The organism is Streptomyces poonensis, from assembly GCF_014650915.1.
Lineage (GTDB): Bacteria > Actinomycetota > Actinomycetes > Streptomycetales > Streptomycetaceae > Streptomyces > Streptomyces poonensis.
In genome coordinates this window covers 192,656-205,887 of record NZ_BMVW01000004.1, presented here as the reverse complement: position 1 = coordinate 205,887, position 13,232 = coordinate 192,656, and the positions used below count along the sequence as shown (strand labels likewise).

Sequence of the window (13,232 nt, the reverse complement as noted above, 5' to 3'; positions counted from 1 at the left end):
AGGTGAAGGTGCTAAGTTAGGCAAGCCTTAGCTATGCAATTGGGAGGCCGCCATGACAGAGCGTCCAGCACGCAGGACACCCAAGCCCCACCGTGCGCGGGTGGTGCGCACCGAGCGGCTCAGCCCGCACATGCAGCGCGTCGTGCTCGGCGGCGAGGGTCTGGCGGAGTTCTCCACCCGCGACTGCACCGACCACTACGTGAAGCTGCTGTTCGGCGCCGACGGCGTGACCTACCCGGAACCCTTCGACATGGAGCGGATCCGCGCCGAGTACCCGCGCGAGCAGTGGCCCGTGACACGGACGTACACGGTGCGCGCCTGGGAGCCCCACCTGCACGAGCTGACCGTGGACTTCGTCGTCCACGGGGACGAGGGCCTCGCCGGGCCGTGGGCCGCGCGCGTCCAGCCGGGCGAGACCATCCACCTCCTCGGCCCCGGCGGCGCCTACGTGCCGGACCCGGACGCCGACTGGCATCTGCTCGCCGGTGACGAGAGCGCGCTCCCGGCGATCGCCGCGGCGCTGGAGGCCCTCCCCGACGGGGCGCGGGCCCACGCCTTCGTCGAGGTCTCCGGACCCGACGAGGAACAGAAGATCGCCTGCGACGTGGACGTCGTCTGGCTGCACCGCGGCGACCGCCCGGTGGGCGAGGCCCTGCTCGAGGCCGTCCGCGCGCTCCAGTGGCCCGAGGGCCGGCTGCACGCCTTCGTCCACGGCGAGGCGGGCTTCGTGAAGGAGCTGCGCCGGCTGCTGCGCGTGGAGCGCGGGATCCCGCGCGAGGACCTGTCGATCTCCGGCTACTGGCGGCTCGGGCACAACGAGGACGGCTGGCAGGCCTCGAAGCGGGAGTGGAACGCCCGCATCGAGGCGGAGCAGGAGGACGCGCCCGCGACCGCCTGAACGTGACGGGAGGCGGCGGCGCCCCCGTCATGAACGTGACGGGGGGCGGCGGCGCCCCCGCCGAGCCGCCGTCAGTCGCCCCGCACCCGCGCATGCAGATGCATGTCGTGCCAGCCGTCCTCGTGCAGCAGGGCGCCGCGCTTGGTGCCCTCCAGGGCGAAGCCCGTCTTGGCGGCGACGCGGCAGGACGCCTCGTTGCGCACGGAGTGCAGCAGTTCCAGGCGGTGGAAGCCGATCTCGTCGAGGGCCCAGCGGGCGAGGGCGGTCGTGGCCCGTGCGGCGACGCCCTGTCCGCGGGCCGAGGCCACGGTCCAGTACGCGACCTCCGCCGTGCCGTCGGCCAGCTCGATGGCCCGCAGCGCCACCCGCCCCTTCAGCCGGTCGGTGTCCGCGTCGACCACGGCCCACTGTGCGTCGCGCTCCTCGGTCCAGCCACTGCGCCACTCCGCTATCCAGCTCCTGACCTCGTCCTCCGACGCGGCTCCCCGCATGTGCCACTGCCGCAGAACCGGATCCCGGAAGGCGGCGTGGACGGCGGGCGCGTCCTCGACCGACCAGGGACGCAGGATCAGTCCGTCCCCCGTGGGGAGGGCGGGCTGCGGACGCTCGGCGAACGTTCCGGCGGGCAGGACGGGGCTGGTGAGATACGGCATGGCCGCATCCTGCCAAGCGAGCGGCGAGAAGGCCCACGCGTTGTTGCCGAGCGCCCCTCCGTACGCTTGCGCCTGATGAGACGCCGCACTCCGCCCCCGCCCTCTCCCCTGCCACAGCGCGAGGGGATCGACCCGGTGCGGCTGCGGCTGCCGCCCGAGCGCGCGTGGGCGACCGTACGGGACCACCTCGTGGAGCGGCTCGCGGCGGGGCCCGGGGTGATCGACGGGATGCTGGACGCGGGCGGGATCGTGGACGCCGGGGGACGGCCGGTGCCACGGGACATGGCCTACGAGCCGGGCATGTTCGTGTGGTTCCACCGGGACCTGCCCGACGAGGAGAGGGTGCCGTATCCCCTCGACGTCGTGTACCGCGACGAGCACATCGTCGTGGCCGACAAGCCGCACTTCCTCGCCACCACGCCGCGCGGCAGCCATGTCACCGAGACCGCGCTGGCGCGGCTGCGGCGGGAGCTCGGTGTGCCGACGCTCGGCGCCGCGCACCGGCTGGACCGGCTGACGGCCGGCCTGGTGCTGTTCACGATCCGGCCCGGGGAGCGCGGCGCGTACCAGACGCTGTTCCGCGACGGCCTGGTGACGAAGGAGTACGAGGCCGTCGCGCCGTACGATCCGGAACTCGTTCTGCCGCGCACCGTACGCAGCCGGATCCTCAAGGAGCGCGGGGTCATGGCGGCCCGCGAGATCGAGGGCGAGCCGAACGCCGTCAGCCGCGTCGAGCTGCTGGAGCGCCGCGGCGAGCTGGCACGCTACCGGCTCACGCCCCGCACCGGGCAGACGCACCAGCTGCGGGTGCACATGAGCGCGCTGGGCGTACCGATCCTCGGCGATCCGCTCTATCCGGTGGTGACCGGCCCCGTGCCGGCCGGTGACTTCCGGCGTCCGCTCCAGCTGCTGGCGCGGACCCTGGGGTTCACCGATCCGGTCACGGGGCGCGAGCACCGTTTCGTCAGCACCCGGGCGCTCGGGGCGTGGGCGTCGTACGCGGAGTGGGCGCGGTAGGGGCGGGCCCGGTCCCGCCTACTCGCCGCGCCACCAGCGCAGGAAACGCTGCCACAGACCGCGTCGGCGGACGGGGGCCGACGCCGGCTGCGCGGGTGGGGCGGCGGGCGGCGGGCCGACCGGCGGCGGCGTGCTCACCTCCCACTCCGGGCGCTGCGACGGCAGCGCCCGGGCGGCGGGCTGCTGCATGACGTCCTGCTCCGGCTTGGGCACGAACTTCACCGGCAGGCTCACCAGATGCCGGGAGAAGATCGAGGAGCGCCAGGTCAGCTCGCGCTCGTCGCAGGCCAGCTGAACGTCCGGCAGGCGCAGCAGCAGCGCGTCCACCCCGACGTCGGCGATGGCGCGGCCGATGTCCTGGCCCGGGCACTCGTGGGGGCCACCGCCGAAGGCGAGGTGGGACCGGTTGCCCTGCATATTGGCCAGGAGGTCGGGGCGGACGCGCGGGTCGACATTGCCCGGCGCGATACCGAACAGCAGCCCGTCGCCCTTGCGGATGCGCTGGCCGCCCAGCTCGGTCTCCTGCTTGGCGAAGTAGGCGAAGATCCCGGTGAACGGCGGTTCGTCCCACAGGGACTGCTCGACCGCCTCGGGCACCGTCATCTGCCCGCCGTTGAGCTGGGCGCGGAACCGCGGGTCGGTGAGCACCATGCGCAGCACGTTGGCGATGAGGTTGGCGGTGGCCTCGTAGGCGGCGATCAGGACGACGCGCAGGTGCTGGCCGATCTCCTCGTCGTCGAGGCCCGCCGGGTGTCTGACGAGGTGACTGGTGAAGTCCTCCTTGGGCTCGGCACGGCGGCGGGCGGTCAGCCGCATCAGGGCGTCCATGACGTACTGGTTGCTGGCGATCGCGGTCTCGGTGCCCTTGAGCATGTCGCGGGCCGCCTGCACCAGGCGCTCGTCGTACTCCTCGGGCATACCGAGGATCTCGCACATCACCGCCATCGGCAGATGCTCCGCGAACTGGCTGACGAGGTCGGCTCTGCCCTCCTCGCAGAACTCGTTGACGAGGTGCTGGGTCGCGCGGTTGATGAAGCGGCGGATGCCGCGGTGGTCGATGGTCGACATGGCGCCGGTGACCGCGGCGCGCAGCCGCAGGTGTTCGTCGCCCTCGACGAAGGAGCAGATGGGCTGCCAGGTGATGACCGGCGTCATCGGGTGGTCCGGCTTGACCGTGCCGTCCTGGAGGGCGTTCCACAGCCGGCTGTCGCGGCAGTACTGCGAGGGGCTGCGCACCATGTGCATGTTCTCGCTGTGGCCGAGCACCACCCAGACCGGCACGTCGTCGTGGATCAGGGCGGGGGCCACGGCACCGTGCTCGGCGCGGAGTTTCTCGTACACGGCACCCAGGTCCTCCGCCTCGGGACCGTACAGCCGGCGCAGTCCCCCGGGGCCGATGCCGTGGGCGGGGCAGCCGGGGGGCGGTGCCGAGGGATCGTCCGTGCCGGGTGGGAAGGGGTGGTCAGTCGTCACGATGGTCGCTCCGAGGCTGAAGGGGATTCGGTGGCTGGGGGGTGGGGGCGGGCGTACGCGGCTCGGGTGCGCGTACCCCCGTACGGCGTCGCAGCGTGGCGTGTGGCGCGGCGGCTCGCGCGGTGTGCGTGGGGTACGCGCTCTGTGCGTGGTGTCCGTGGTACGGGGGGTGTGACCGAGGCGCCCGGCATGCCGTGAGCCGTCGCTGCCGGGGCCGTCGGGTCACGCGGGCGTCTTCGTCGTCGCCAGCGCGTGCAGGAAGCGCAGCAGGGTCATCAGAACGTCCCGGCTGGAGGCCCGGCGCCGCGCGTCGCACGCCACGATCGGGACGTCGGGGGCCAGGTCGAGCGCCTGGCGGAGTTCCTCGACGGGGTACTGCGGTGCGTCCGGGAAGGAGTTGACGGCGATGACGAACGGCACGCCCTTCTCCTCCAGGCGCCCGATGACGTCGAAGCTGACCTCCAGCCGGCGGGTGTCGAGCAGGACGACCGCGCCGAGGGCGCCCTCGAACAGGCCGTTCCAGAGGAACCAGAAGCGCTCCTGGCCGGGTGTGCCGAACAGGTACAGAACCAGACGGTCCGTGATGCTGATCCGGCCGAAGTCCATGGCGACGGTGGTGGCCGTCTTGGTGTCGGAGCCGTAGTTGTCGTCGACGCCGATGCCGGCCTGCGTCATGGTCTCCTCGGTCGTCAGCGGTCTGATCTCGCTGACGGAGCCGACCATGGTCGTCTTGCCGACACCGAAACCGCCCACGATCACGATCTTGACCGCGGTCTCGGCCGTGTGCGGCAGATGGTCCTCGGTCCGTGGACCCGGGATGGTGTCAGAGCCTTTGAAGTCCATGCATCACCGCTTCGAGAAGGGAACGGTCGGCCCGCGCGTGCCGCACCACCGGAGCGCGTGCCTGTGCCAGTTCGGCCGCCAGCAGGTCGGTGAGCAGGACGGTCACCACGCTGAACGGCAGGTTGAGGTAGGCCGAGATCTCGGCCACGGACAGAGGGGCGTGGCAGATCCTGAGCAGCGCCGACTGCTCCGGCGCGGCGGAGGGCGGCGCCTCGGCACGCGCGACGATCAGCGTCACCAGGTCGATGGGGGCCCGTCCGCCGTCCTCGGCCGCCGAGCCGGTGAGGATGTACAGCCGCTCGGGGTTCTTCTCGTCCTTCTTGGGACCCGGCGTGGGACCCGGCGCGTGGCCTTCCGGAGGGCGCTCCGGGAAGTCGGCCTCGGACGGCAGGGGCGGCAGGGGCGACAGCGGGGACGATGCGGGGGGCGATGGGGGAGGCTGCTGTTTCGGATAGCGCCTCTGACGTCGCGGAGGAGTCATACGGTCTGCCCGTTGCGCCGGGGCGGACTCGTCAGATGCGAGCCGATCCGTACGACGAGGTCGCGCATGCGGGCGCTCATCAGTCCCGGCTCGGCGATCTCGTTGGCGAGGACCGCGAGATAGGCGTTGGGACCGGCCTCCATCAGATAGAAGTAGCCGCCGTGGATCTCGATGATCACCATGCGCATCCGGCCGTCGCTGACATCGATTTCGGCGGCGACGGCGCCGGCCAGGCTCTGCAGGCCCGCGCAGGCCGCGGCGACGCGGTCGGCGGCGTCGGGGTCGCCCCCGTGGCGCGCGATACGCAGTCCGTCGGCGGAGAGCACCACGATCTGCTGGATGCCGGGGACGCCGTCGGCGAGATCCTTGAGCATCCAGTCGAAGTTGGCTCGCTGGTGGATCACTTGAGGTCCCTCTCGTCGTCGGCCTCCGCTGGGGCCGGCTGGTCGGTCGCGGTGAACCCTGTGCGGGAAGACGGGTCGTCCGGGTCCCTGGTGAACGCGTTCGGGTCCGGGTCGCTCTTCAGGCCGGCCATGAACGCCTCGACCCAGGCGCCGGGCGGGTCGATCTTCTGCGGATCGTTCTCCCCCCATACGGGCGCGGCGGCCCGGGCTGCGGCCGCGGCCGCCTCCGCGGCCTCGGCCTCGGCCATCCGCTGGCTGAGCGGGGTCCGCACCCGGCTGCGGCGCTGCGGGAGCCCGTTGGGGGTCCATTCGGTGACGACGGGGACGTCGTCGTCGAAGCCCATGCTCCTGGTCAGTTCCTCGGCCGAGGACGGGACGGGCGGACCGGTGGTCGGGCGGCGCTTCTTGACGGTGCGGTCGGGTCCCTCGACCCCGCCGGTGTCCATGGTCGGCACGGAGGTGATGCCGATGCCGTGGGCCAGACCGGGGGCGCCCTCGTCGGTGAGCATGTCGCGCGGGACGACGAGTACGGCGCGGACACCGCCGTACGCGGACTGCCGCAGCGACACCTGCAGGTTGAACATGGTGCAGAGGCGGCCCACGACGGCGAGTCCCAGGCGCGGGCTGTCGCCGAGGTCCTGGAAGTCCATGCCGGTCTGGGCGCGGGCGAGCATGCCCTCGCACTTGGCGCGGCCCTCCTCGCTGAGGCTGACCCCGGCGTCCTCGATCTCGACGGCGATGCCGGTCTGCACCTCGACGGCGGTGACGTGGACCTTGGTCTGGGGCGGCGAGTAGCGGGTGGCGTTGTCGAGGAGCTCGGCCGCGGCGTGGATGAGCGGCTCGACGGACATGCCGTTGACATTGACCTTGGCGATGGAGTGCAGCTCGATGCGGCGGTACTCCAGGATGCGGGACATCGCGCCGCGCAGCACGCTGTAGAGCGGAACGGGGTTGGGCCACTGGCGGCCGGGGCGGCCGCCGCCGAGGACGGCGATGGAGTCGGCGAGGCGGCCGATCAGCGCGGTGCCGTGGTCGATGCGCAGCAGGTCGTCGAAGACCTCGGGGTTGCGCCCGTGGTCCTCCTCCATCTCGCGCAGTTCCTTGTTCTGCTGGTGGACGATCGCCTGGACGCGGCGTGCGATGTTGACGAAGGCGCGCTGCGAGGAGTCGCGCCGGACCTCCTCGCGGTCGACGATGTCGATGATCATGCGGATCAGCGAGCGCTGCGACTCGGGCAGGTGGCAGTACTCGGGGCTCTCCGCGATGCCGAGGCGGACCACCTCGGACGGTGAGTCGCCGCTGCGCAGGCGGTCCAGCATCGCGGGCAGGATCTCCTTGCCGAGGCGCAGGAACTCCTGGTCGTGGGCGGCGACGCGGTGCTCCAGATAGCTGGTCCGGTGGGCGAGTTCGGAGCGCAGGGACCGGACCCGGCGGCCGCGGCGCACCACTTGGGAGGCGGTCGCCACGACCAGGACGGTCGCGACGGCTCCGCACCAGCCGATGGCGATCCGGGCCGGCCCCGCCACCAGGGCGGCGGCGGCCCCGGTCGCCGCCGCCATCAGTATGGCCGGTGGCAACAACACGCGTGCGTAGGGAAGTTCACGGCCGCCGGGAGGCGATTGAACACTCACCATGTATGCCTTCTGAGACGAATCGGCTGGGGCAGGGGGAATGTGCTGTGGTCTGTGAGATCCCAAACTGGATCTTCGGTATTTTTGGGAACAAGCGCACGATTCCACCTCAACTCGGTGCGCTGCGGGCGAGCTTAATCCGACCGGATCATCGGCGTGTCATATTCAGCAAGCACCTGAAATCGCCACAGGGGCCGGAGTACCCTCAGCCCCATTTGCACACTCAGCCCTCAATCACACACGCTGTGTAGCGGCGAACGGGCATACGAAAGCCCCGCGAGGAAGCACGAGGAAGCCCTCACGAGGTGTCGACAAGTCGCCCGGCCCCGTGCTCCGAAGAGACACGGGGCCGAGCCGATATGAAGATCGGGCGGGCGCGCCGGAGAGGGCCCGCTCAGCCCACCGACGAGTACGCCACTACGCCGCGGAGCAGCCCGTCCACGGCCTTGCGGGCGTTCCTGGTGACCGTCGAACCCTCGGGCGCGGCGGCCGCGACCTGGCCGAGCACATCGATGACCTGCTTGCACCAGCGCACGAAGTCACCGGCCGGCATCTCCGCCTCGCGCAGCACCTCGTCCAGGCCCGTGCCGTCGGCCCACATATAGGCGGCCCAGGCGAAGCCCAGGTCGGGCTCGCGCTGGCCGACGCCCTCCGCCTGGTTGATGCGGAAGTCCTCCTCCAGGGCGTCGAGGCGGCCCCAGATCCGCACCATCTCGCCGAGCGCCGCCTTCGCCTTGCCCGAGGGCAGCTTCGGCGCGAGCGCGTCGTCACCGACCCGGGACTCGTACACCAGCGCCGACACGCACGCGGCGAGCTCGGCCGGGCCGAGCCCCTCCCACACGCCCGCGCGCAGGCACTCGCTGGCGAGCAGGTCGAGCTCGCCGTACAGCCGGGCGAGCCGCTTGCCGTGCTCGGTGACCTCGTCGCCGCGCAGGTAGTCCAGCTCGGTGAGGAGCTTGACGATGCGGTCGAAGGTACGGGCGATGGTGTTGGTCCGGCCCTCGATACGGCGCTCCAGTTGCGCCGTGTCGCGCTTGAGGCGGTGGTACCGCTCGGCCCAGCGGGCGTGGTCCTCGCGTTCGTCGCACCCGTGGCAGGGGTGGGCGCGCAGCGCGGTGCGCAGCCGGGCGATCTCCCGGTCGTCGGCGGCCGCGGACCGCTTCTTGCGGTGCCGCTCCGCCGGGATGTGCCCGGCCTTGGTGCGCAGCGCGGACGCCAGGTCCCGGCGCGACTGCGGCGAGCGCGGGTTGAAGGACTTCGGGATCCGCATCCGCTCCAGCGCCTCGACGGGCACCGGGAAGTCCATGGACGCGAGCCGCTTGACCTGGCGTTCGGCGGTGAGCACGAGGGGGCGCGGCCCGTCGTGCTGGTCGAAGCCGCGGTGGCCGTTGGAACGGCCGGCGGGCAGCCCGGGGTCCAGCACCAGCGCGAGGCCCGCGTACTTGCCGGTCGGGACGTGGATGACGTCGCCCGGCTTGAGCCTCTCCAGCGCCACGGCGGCCTCCGCGCGCCGCTGCGCCGCGCCCTGCTTGGCCAGCTCCGTCTCACGGTCCTTCAGTTCGCGGCGCAGCCGCGCGTACTCCTCGAAGTCGCCGAGGTGGCAGGTCATGGACTCCTTGTAGCCCTCCAGGCCCTCCTCGTTGCGCTGCACCTGGCGCGAGATCCCGACGACCGACTTGTCCGCCTGGAACTGCGCGAACGACGTCTCCAGCAGCTCGCGCGAGCGGTGCCGGCCGAACTGCTCGACCAGGTTCACCGCCATGTTGTACGACGGCTTGAAACTGGAACGCAGCGGGTAGGTGCGGGTGCCCGCGAGGCCGGCCAGGTGCTCGGGGTTCATACCCCGCTGCCACAGCACGACCGCGTGGCCCTCGACATCGATGCCGCGTCGGCCCGCACGTCCGGTGAGCTGGGTGTACTCACCGGGGGTGATGTCCGCGTGCTGCTCGCCGTTCCACTTGACGAGCTTCTCCAGCACCACCGAGCGGGCGGGCATGTTGATGCCGAGCGCGAGGGTCTCGGTGGCGAACACGGCCTTGACCAGGCCGCGCACGAACAGCTCCTCGACGACTTCCTTGAACGTCGGCAGCATGCCCGCGTGGTGGGCGGCGATCCCGCGCTCCAGGCCCTCCAGCCACTCGTAGTAGCCGAGGACGTGGAGGTCCTCGCGCGGGATGGAGGCCGTGCGCTGCTCCACGAGGGCACGGACCTCCTCGCGCGCCACGTCGTCGTTCAGCCGGAGGCCCGCGTACAGGCACTGCTGGACGGCGGCCTCGCACGCGGCGCGGCTGAAGATGAACGTGATGGCGGGCAGCAGGCCCTCCGCGTCGAGCCGCTCGATGACCTCCGGCCGGCTCGGGATCCAGATCCGGGAGCGCTGCCGGCGCTCGCGCTCACGGTCGGCCTCACGCATGGCGCGGCCGCGTCTGCGGTCCTGGTACGACGGCCGGCTGGCCTCCATCCGGGCCATCCGGGTCAGGTCGGGGTTGACGGCCTTCCGCTGCCCCTCCCCCTCCTCGAACAGGTCGTACATCCGGCGCCCGGCGAGCACGTGCTGGAACAACGGCACGGGCCGGTGCTCGGAGACGATCACCTCGGTGTCGCCGCGCACGGTGTCGAGCCAGTCGCCGAACTCCTCGGCGTTGGACACGGTCGCCGACAGCGACACCAGCGTCACCGACTCCGGAAGGTGGATGATCACCTCTTCCCAGACGGCGCCGCGGAAGCGGTCGGAGAGGTAGTGCACCTCGTCCATGACCACGTACCCGAGCCCGCGCAGCGTCTGCGAGCCCGCGTACAGCATGTTCCGCAGCACCTCGGTGGTCATCACGACCACCGGGGCGTCGGAGTTGACGCTGTTGTCGCCGGTGAGCAGGCCGACCTTGTCCGCGCCGTAGCGGCGGCACAGGTCGGCGTACTTCTGGTTCGACAGCGCCTTGATCGGCGTCGTGTAGAAGCACTTCTTGCCCTGCCCCAGGGCGAGGTGCACGGCGAACTCGCCGACGATCGTCTTGCCCGAGCCCGTGGGCGCGGCCACCAGCACGCCCTTGCCCGCCTCGAGCGCCTTGCAGGCCTCGATCTGGAAGGGGTCGAGGCCGAAGTCGTACATCTCGCGGAAGGAGCCGAGCGCGGTGGCCTGCTCGGCAGCGCGCTTACGGGCTGCCGCGTACCGCTCGGCCGGTGAGAGGTCCTCTGTCATCGTGCTTTCGAGGTTACCGGCCCGCACCGACAACAGGACGATCATTATCCGGATCCACCTCCGCCGGACCCGGGATCCGCGCAGTTCAGAACAGTGCGACCCGTACGGCACCCCGCACGCACTCCGCGGTCAGCGGAAGCGGCCCGAGCGGCTCCCCGTCGGCGTACCCGGTGACGTCGGGGGCCTGGATCTCGATCCGCGCGGCCCGGTGCACGGTGACCTTCGGGTGGGCGAGATGCGTGCCCCTGTACACCTTCGGGAACACCGTCAGCAGTGTCCTGCGGTCGCAGTCGCCGACCACCGTGATGTCGAACAGCCCGTCCTGGAGGTCCGCGCCCGCACAGATCCGCATGCCCCCGCCGTACGACGATCCGTTGCCGACCGCGACGAGGGTGGCCTCGATCTCCCGGACCTCGCCGTCGTCGAGCCGGATCCGGAACGGCAGGGGCCGGAGGGCGGCGAGTTCGGCGACGATCGCCAGGTCGTACCGGAAGCGGCCGACGGGCCAGCGCATCCGGTTGCCGCGGTCGTTGACCCGGGAGTCGAAGCCGGAGGCGAGGACGGTGCCGAACCAGGTGCCGTCCGCCCGCGCACCGCCGTCCCGCGAGCCGTCCGCCCGCGAGCCGTCCTCCCGCATGCCGTGCACGCGCCCCAGGTCGACGTCCCTGAGCCGGTCCTCCTTCAGCGCCTCGGCGATCATCCGGCCCGCGGCGACCGGGTCGCGGACCGGGATGCCGAGGTCCCGCGCGAAGTCGTTGCCGGTGCCGACGGCGACGAGGCCCAGCGGGGTACCGGTCCCGGCGACGGCCTGCAGCGCGAGGTTCGCCATGCCGTCGCCGCCGACGGCGACCAGGGCTCCGGTGCCGCCCTCGACGGCGGCACGCGCGCGTGTGAGGGCGTCCACGGCGTTCTCCCCGAGGACGGTGCGTACGGAGAACCCGGCCGCCCGCAACGCGGAAGCGGCCGGCTGCGCCGCGCGGGCGCCCCGGCCGCGTCCCGCGGTGGGGTTGACGAACAAGGTGATCTCGTCGGTCACGGTCACGGGGTGACCCTACGAGGTGTCCGCGGTGTGTCAGGTCACGTCGTCATAACCGTTGATCCGGTCCTTGGCCGTTCCCGTACCGGCCGTTCCCGTTCCCTCGGGCAGCGCACGGCTCGCGGAGACGGGCTCCACGTCACCGACGTCCTCGGGGGTGAGGTCGAGCTCCGAGGCCTCGTCGTCGGCGGGGCCCTCGGCCTCGATGCGTGCCTTGCGGCGGTCGTTGAACAGGGCGACGGCGACGGCGCCGAAGTAGAGGATCCAGATCGGTGCGGCGAGCGCCAGCATGGTCACCGGTTCGGTGCTGGGGGTGGCGACGGCCGCGAAGACCGTGATGCCCAGGATCATGCCGCGCCACCAGCCGAGCATGCGCCTGCCGGAGATGACCCCGGTGAAGTTGAGCATGACCAGCAGCAGCGGCAGCTCGAAGGAGAGACCGAAGACGACCACCATGCGCGTGACGAGGTCGAGCAGGTCGTCCAGCGGCAGCAGGTTGTCCACGCCGAACGGGGTGAACTCGATCAGCACCTCTGCGGTAGTGGGCAGCACCCGGTACGCGAAGTAGGCACCGCCCAGGAAGAGGGGGGCTCCCGTGGCGACGAACGCGTAGGCGTACTTCTTCTCGTTCTTGTGCAGGCCGGGCGCGATGAAGGCCCACAGCTGGAAGAGCCAGATCGGCGAGGCCAGCACGACACCGGCCATGAGGGAGACCTTCAGGGCCAGCGAGAAGGGACCGAGCAGGCCGTTGATGGTGATCCGCGCGCACGGCTGTGAGTCGTCGGCCGCCTTCGCCAGTTCCTCGAAGGTTTTCGAGCACCCGACCGAATCAAGGACCGGATCGGTCAGGAAGTTGATGATGTCGTTGTAGAAGAAGGCAGCGACGACCGTGACGACGACGATGGCCAACAGCGACTTCGCGAGCCGGTTGCGGAGCTCACGAAGGTGCTCCACCAGGGGCATCCGCCCTTCGGGATCCTTCTCCTTCTTGCGGGCAGACTTCAGCAACCCACGTTCCCATCTCGTACGGCGGGCCGGTGAGTCCGGCCCTGCGTCAGCGCTTGGTCGCGTCCGTCGGCTCGGTGACCGGGCGGGAGCTGGTCACGTCACCAGGCGCGGCCTGGATGGTACGCGGAGCCGGCGTCTCCTCCTGCGGCGGGGCGGAGGCGGCGGTGGTGGTGTCCTTGTTCTCGGACTTCATCGCCTTGGCCTCGCTCTTGAGGATGCGCGCGGACTTGCCGAGCGAGCGGGCCATGTCCGGAAGCTTCTTCGCGCCGAACAGCAGAATGATGACGACGAGGAGCAGGATGAGCTCGGGAGCGCCGATCTTTCCACCGAACATAAGTCTTTACCTTCTCACAGAGGCGTCGAGTGGGGTGCTGTCCGACCGGTCGGACAAGCGTCCGACGATCGCGCTGGCAGCGATCGTAACGCTCGGGGGTAAACGCAAGGCAATCCCTCTGCATACTCCGGATTGCGGCCCGCGCCTCGTTCTTCGGGCCGCGACCACGAGCGTACCTGCCCCTGGCGCGAAGTTGACAGGGCGAAGTGCCGTGAAGCGCGGGGGGCCCGGAACTCACAGACGAACCCGTACGGG

At 71.2% G+C, this 13,232-nt stretch carries 12 protein-coding genes; 2 read left to right on the top strand and 10 right to left on the bottom strand.

What is annotated here, in order from left to right; all coding sequences use genetic code 11:
- Nucleotides 1-52: 52 nt before the first annotated feature.
- On the top strand, nt 53-898 hold the full coding sequence (locus IE242_RS13740; RefSeq protein WP_189858852.1) for a siderophore-interacting protein: 846 nt from the start codon (nt 53-55) through the stop codon (nt 896-898).
- Between the two features lie 71 nt (nt 899-969).
- Here the strand turns inward: IE242_RS13740 and IE242_RS13735 are convergent, their stop codons facing one another.
- Nucleotides 970-1,551: a GNAT family N-acetyltransferase gene (locus IE242_RS13735; RefSeq protein WP_189858850.1), complete on the bottom strand. Its 582-nt coding sequence runs from the start codon at nt 1,549-1,551 to the stop codon at nt 970-972.
- A 75-nt stretch (nt 1,552-1,626) separates the two neighbouring features.
- On the opposite strand from IE242_RS13735, the gene IE242_RS13730 reads away from it, so the two are divergent.
- Nucleotides 1,627-2,568 carry an RluA family pseudouridine synthase gene (locus tag IE242_RS13730; protein ID WP_189858848.1) on the top strand — a complete coding sequence of 314 codons (942 nt, stop codon included), beginning with the start codon at nt 1,627-1,629 and terminating at the stop codon, nt 2,566-2,568.
- An 18-nt stretch (nt 2,569-2,586) separates the two neighbouring features.
- Here the strand turns inward: IE242_RS13730 and IE242_RS13725 are convergent, their stop codons facing one another.
- The 9 genes from IE242_RS13725 to tatA form a co-directional block, all read right to left on the bottom strand.
- Nucleotides 2,587-4,041 carry a cytochrome P450 gene (locus tag IE242_RS13725; RefSeq protein WP_189858847.1) on the bottom strand — a complete coding sequence of 485 codons (1,455 nt, stop codon included), beginning with the start codon at nt 4,039-4,041 and terminating at the stop codon, nt 2,587-2,589.
- Between the two features lie 222 nt (nt 4,042-4,263).
- Entirely contained in the window at nt 4,264-4,884 is a 621-nt protein-coding gene (locus tag IE242_RS13720; protein WP_189858845.1) for a GTP-binding protein, read from the bottom strand.
- On the bottom strand, nt 4,865-5,365 hold the full coding sequence (locus tag IE242_RS13715) for a DUF742 domain-containing protein (RefSeq protein ID WP_189858843.1): 501 nt from the start codon (nt 5,363-5,365) through the stop codon (nt 4,865-4,867). The genes IE242_RS13720 and IE242_RS13715 overlap by 20 nt, the downstream gene beginning before the upstream one ends.
- Nucleotides 5,362-5,769, bottom strand: a complete 408-nt coding sequence (locus IE242_RS13710) for a roadblock/LC7 domain-containing protein (protein WP_189858841.1) — start codon at nt 5,767-5,769, stop codon at nt 5,362-5,364. The genes IE242_RS13715 and IE242_RS13710 overlap by 4 nt, the downstream gene beginning before the upstream one ends.
- A complete protein-coding gene (locus IE242_RS13705; RefSeq protein WP_189858839.1) occupies nt 5,766-7,403 on the bottom strand; it encodes an ATP-binding protein in 1,638 nt (545 codons plus the stop codon). Before IE242_RS13705 ends, IE242_RS13710 begins: the two co-directional genes overlap by 4 nt.
- Before the next feature lie 391 nt (nt 7,404-7,794).
- A complete protein-coding gene (locus tag IE242_RS13700) occupies nt 7,795-10,644 on the bottom strand; it encodes a DEAD/DEAH box helicase (RefSeq protein WP_189858837.1) in 2,850 nt (949 codons plus the stop codon).
- A 40-nt stretch (nt 10,645-10,684) separates the two neighbouring features.
- Nucleotides 10,685-11,635 carry a diacylglycerol kinase gene (locus IE242_RS13695; RefSeq protein WP_189859252.1) on the bottom strand — a complete coding sequence of 317 codons (951 nt, stop codon included), beginning with the start codon at nt 11,633-11,635 and terminating at the stop codon, nt 10,685-10,687.
- Between the two features lie 36 nt (nt 11,636-11,671).
- Complete coding sequence (tatC, locus tag IE242_RS13690) at nt 11,672-12,643, bottom strand: twin-arginine translocase subunit TatC (protein ID WP_189858835.1); 972 nt, start codon at nt 12,641-12,643, stop codon at nt 11,672-11,674.
- Nucleotides 12,644-12,689: 46 nt separating this feature from the next.
- Entirely contained in the window at nt 12,690-12,977 is a 288-nt protein-coding gene (gene tatA, locus IE242_RS13685) for a Sec-independent protein translocase subunit TatA (protein WP_189858833.1), read from the bottom strand.
- Nucleotides 12,978-13,232: the final 255 nt, after the last annotated feature.

Bases quoted from the DNA above. Each gene is read 5' to 3' on its own strand.
- IE242_RS13740 (WP_189858852.1), top strand. From the start codon at position 53: ATGACAGAGCGTCCAGCACGCAGGACACCCAAGCCCCACCGTGCGCGG.
- IE242_RS13735 (WP_189858850.1), bottom strand. From the start codon at position 1,551: ATGCCGTATCTCACCAGCCCCGTCCTGCCCGCCGGAACGTTCGCCGAG.
- IE242_RS13730 (WP_189858848.1), top strand. From the start codon at position 1,627: ATGAGACGCCGCACTCCGCCCCCGCCCTCTCCCCTGCCACAGCGCGAG.
- IE242_RS13720 (WP_189858845.1), bottom strand. From the start codon at position 4,884: ATGGACTTCAAAGGCTCTGACACCATCCCGGGTCCACGGACCGAGGAC.
- IE242_RS13715 (WP_189858843.1), bottom strand. From the start codon at position 5,365: ATGACTCCTCCGCGACGTCAGAGGCGCTATCCGAAACAGCAGCCTCCC.
- IE242_RS13705 (WP_189858839.1), bottom strand. From the start codon at position 7,403: ATGGTGAGTGTTCAATCGCCTCCCGGCGGCCGTGAACTTCCCTACGCA.
- IE242_RS13700 (WP_189858837.1), bottom strand. From the start codon at position 10,644: ATGATCGTCCTGTTGTCGGTGCGGGCCGGTAACCTCGAAAGCACGATG.
- tatA (WP_189858833.1), bottom strand. From the start codon at position 12,977: ATGTTCGGTGGAAAGATCGGCGCTCCCGAGCTCATCCTGCTCCTCGTC.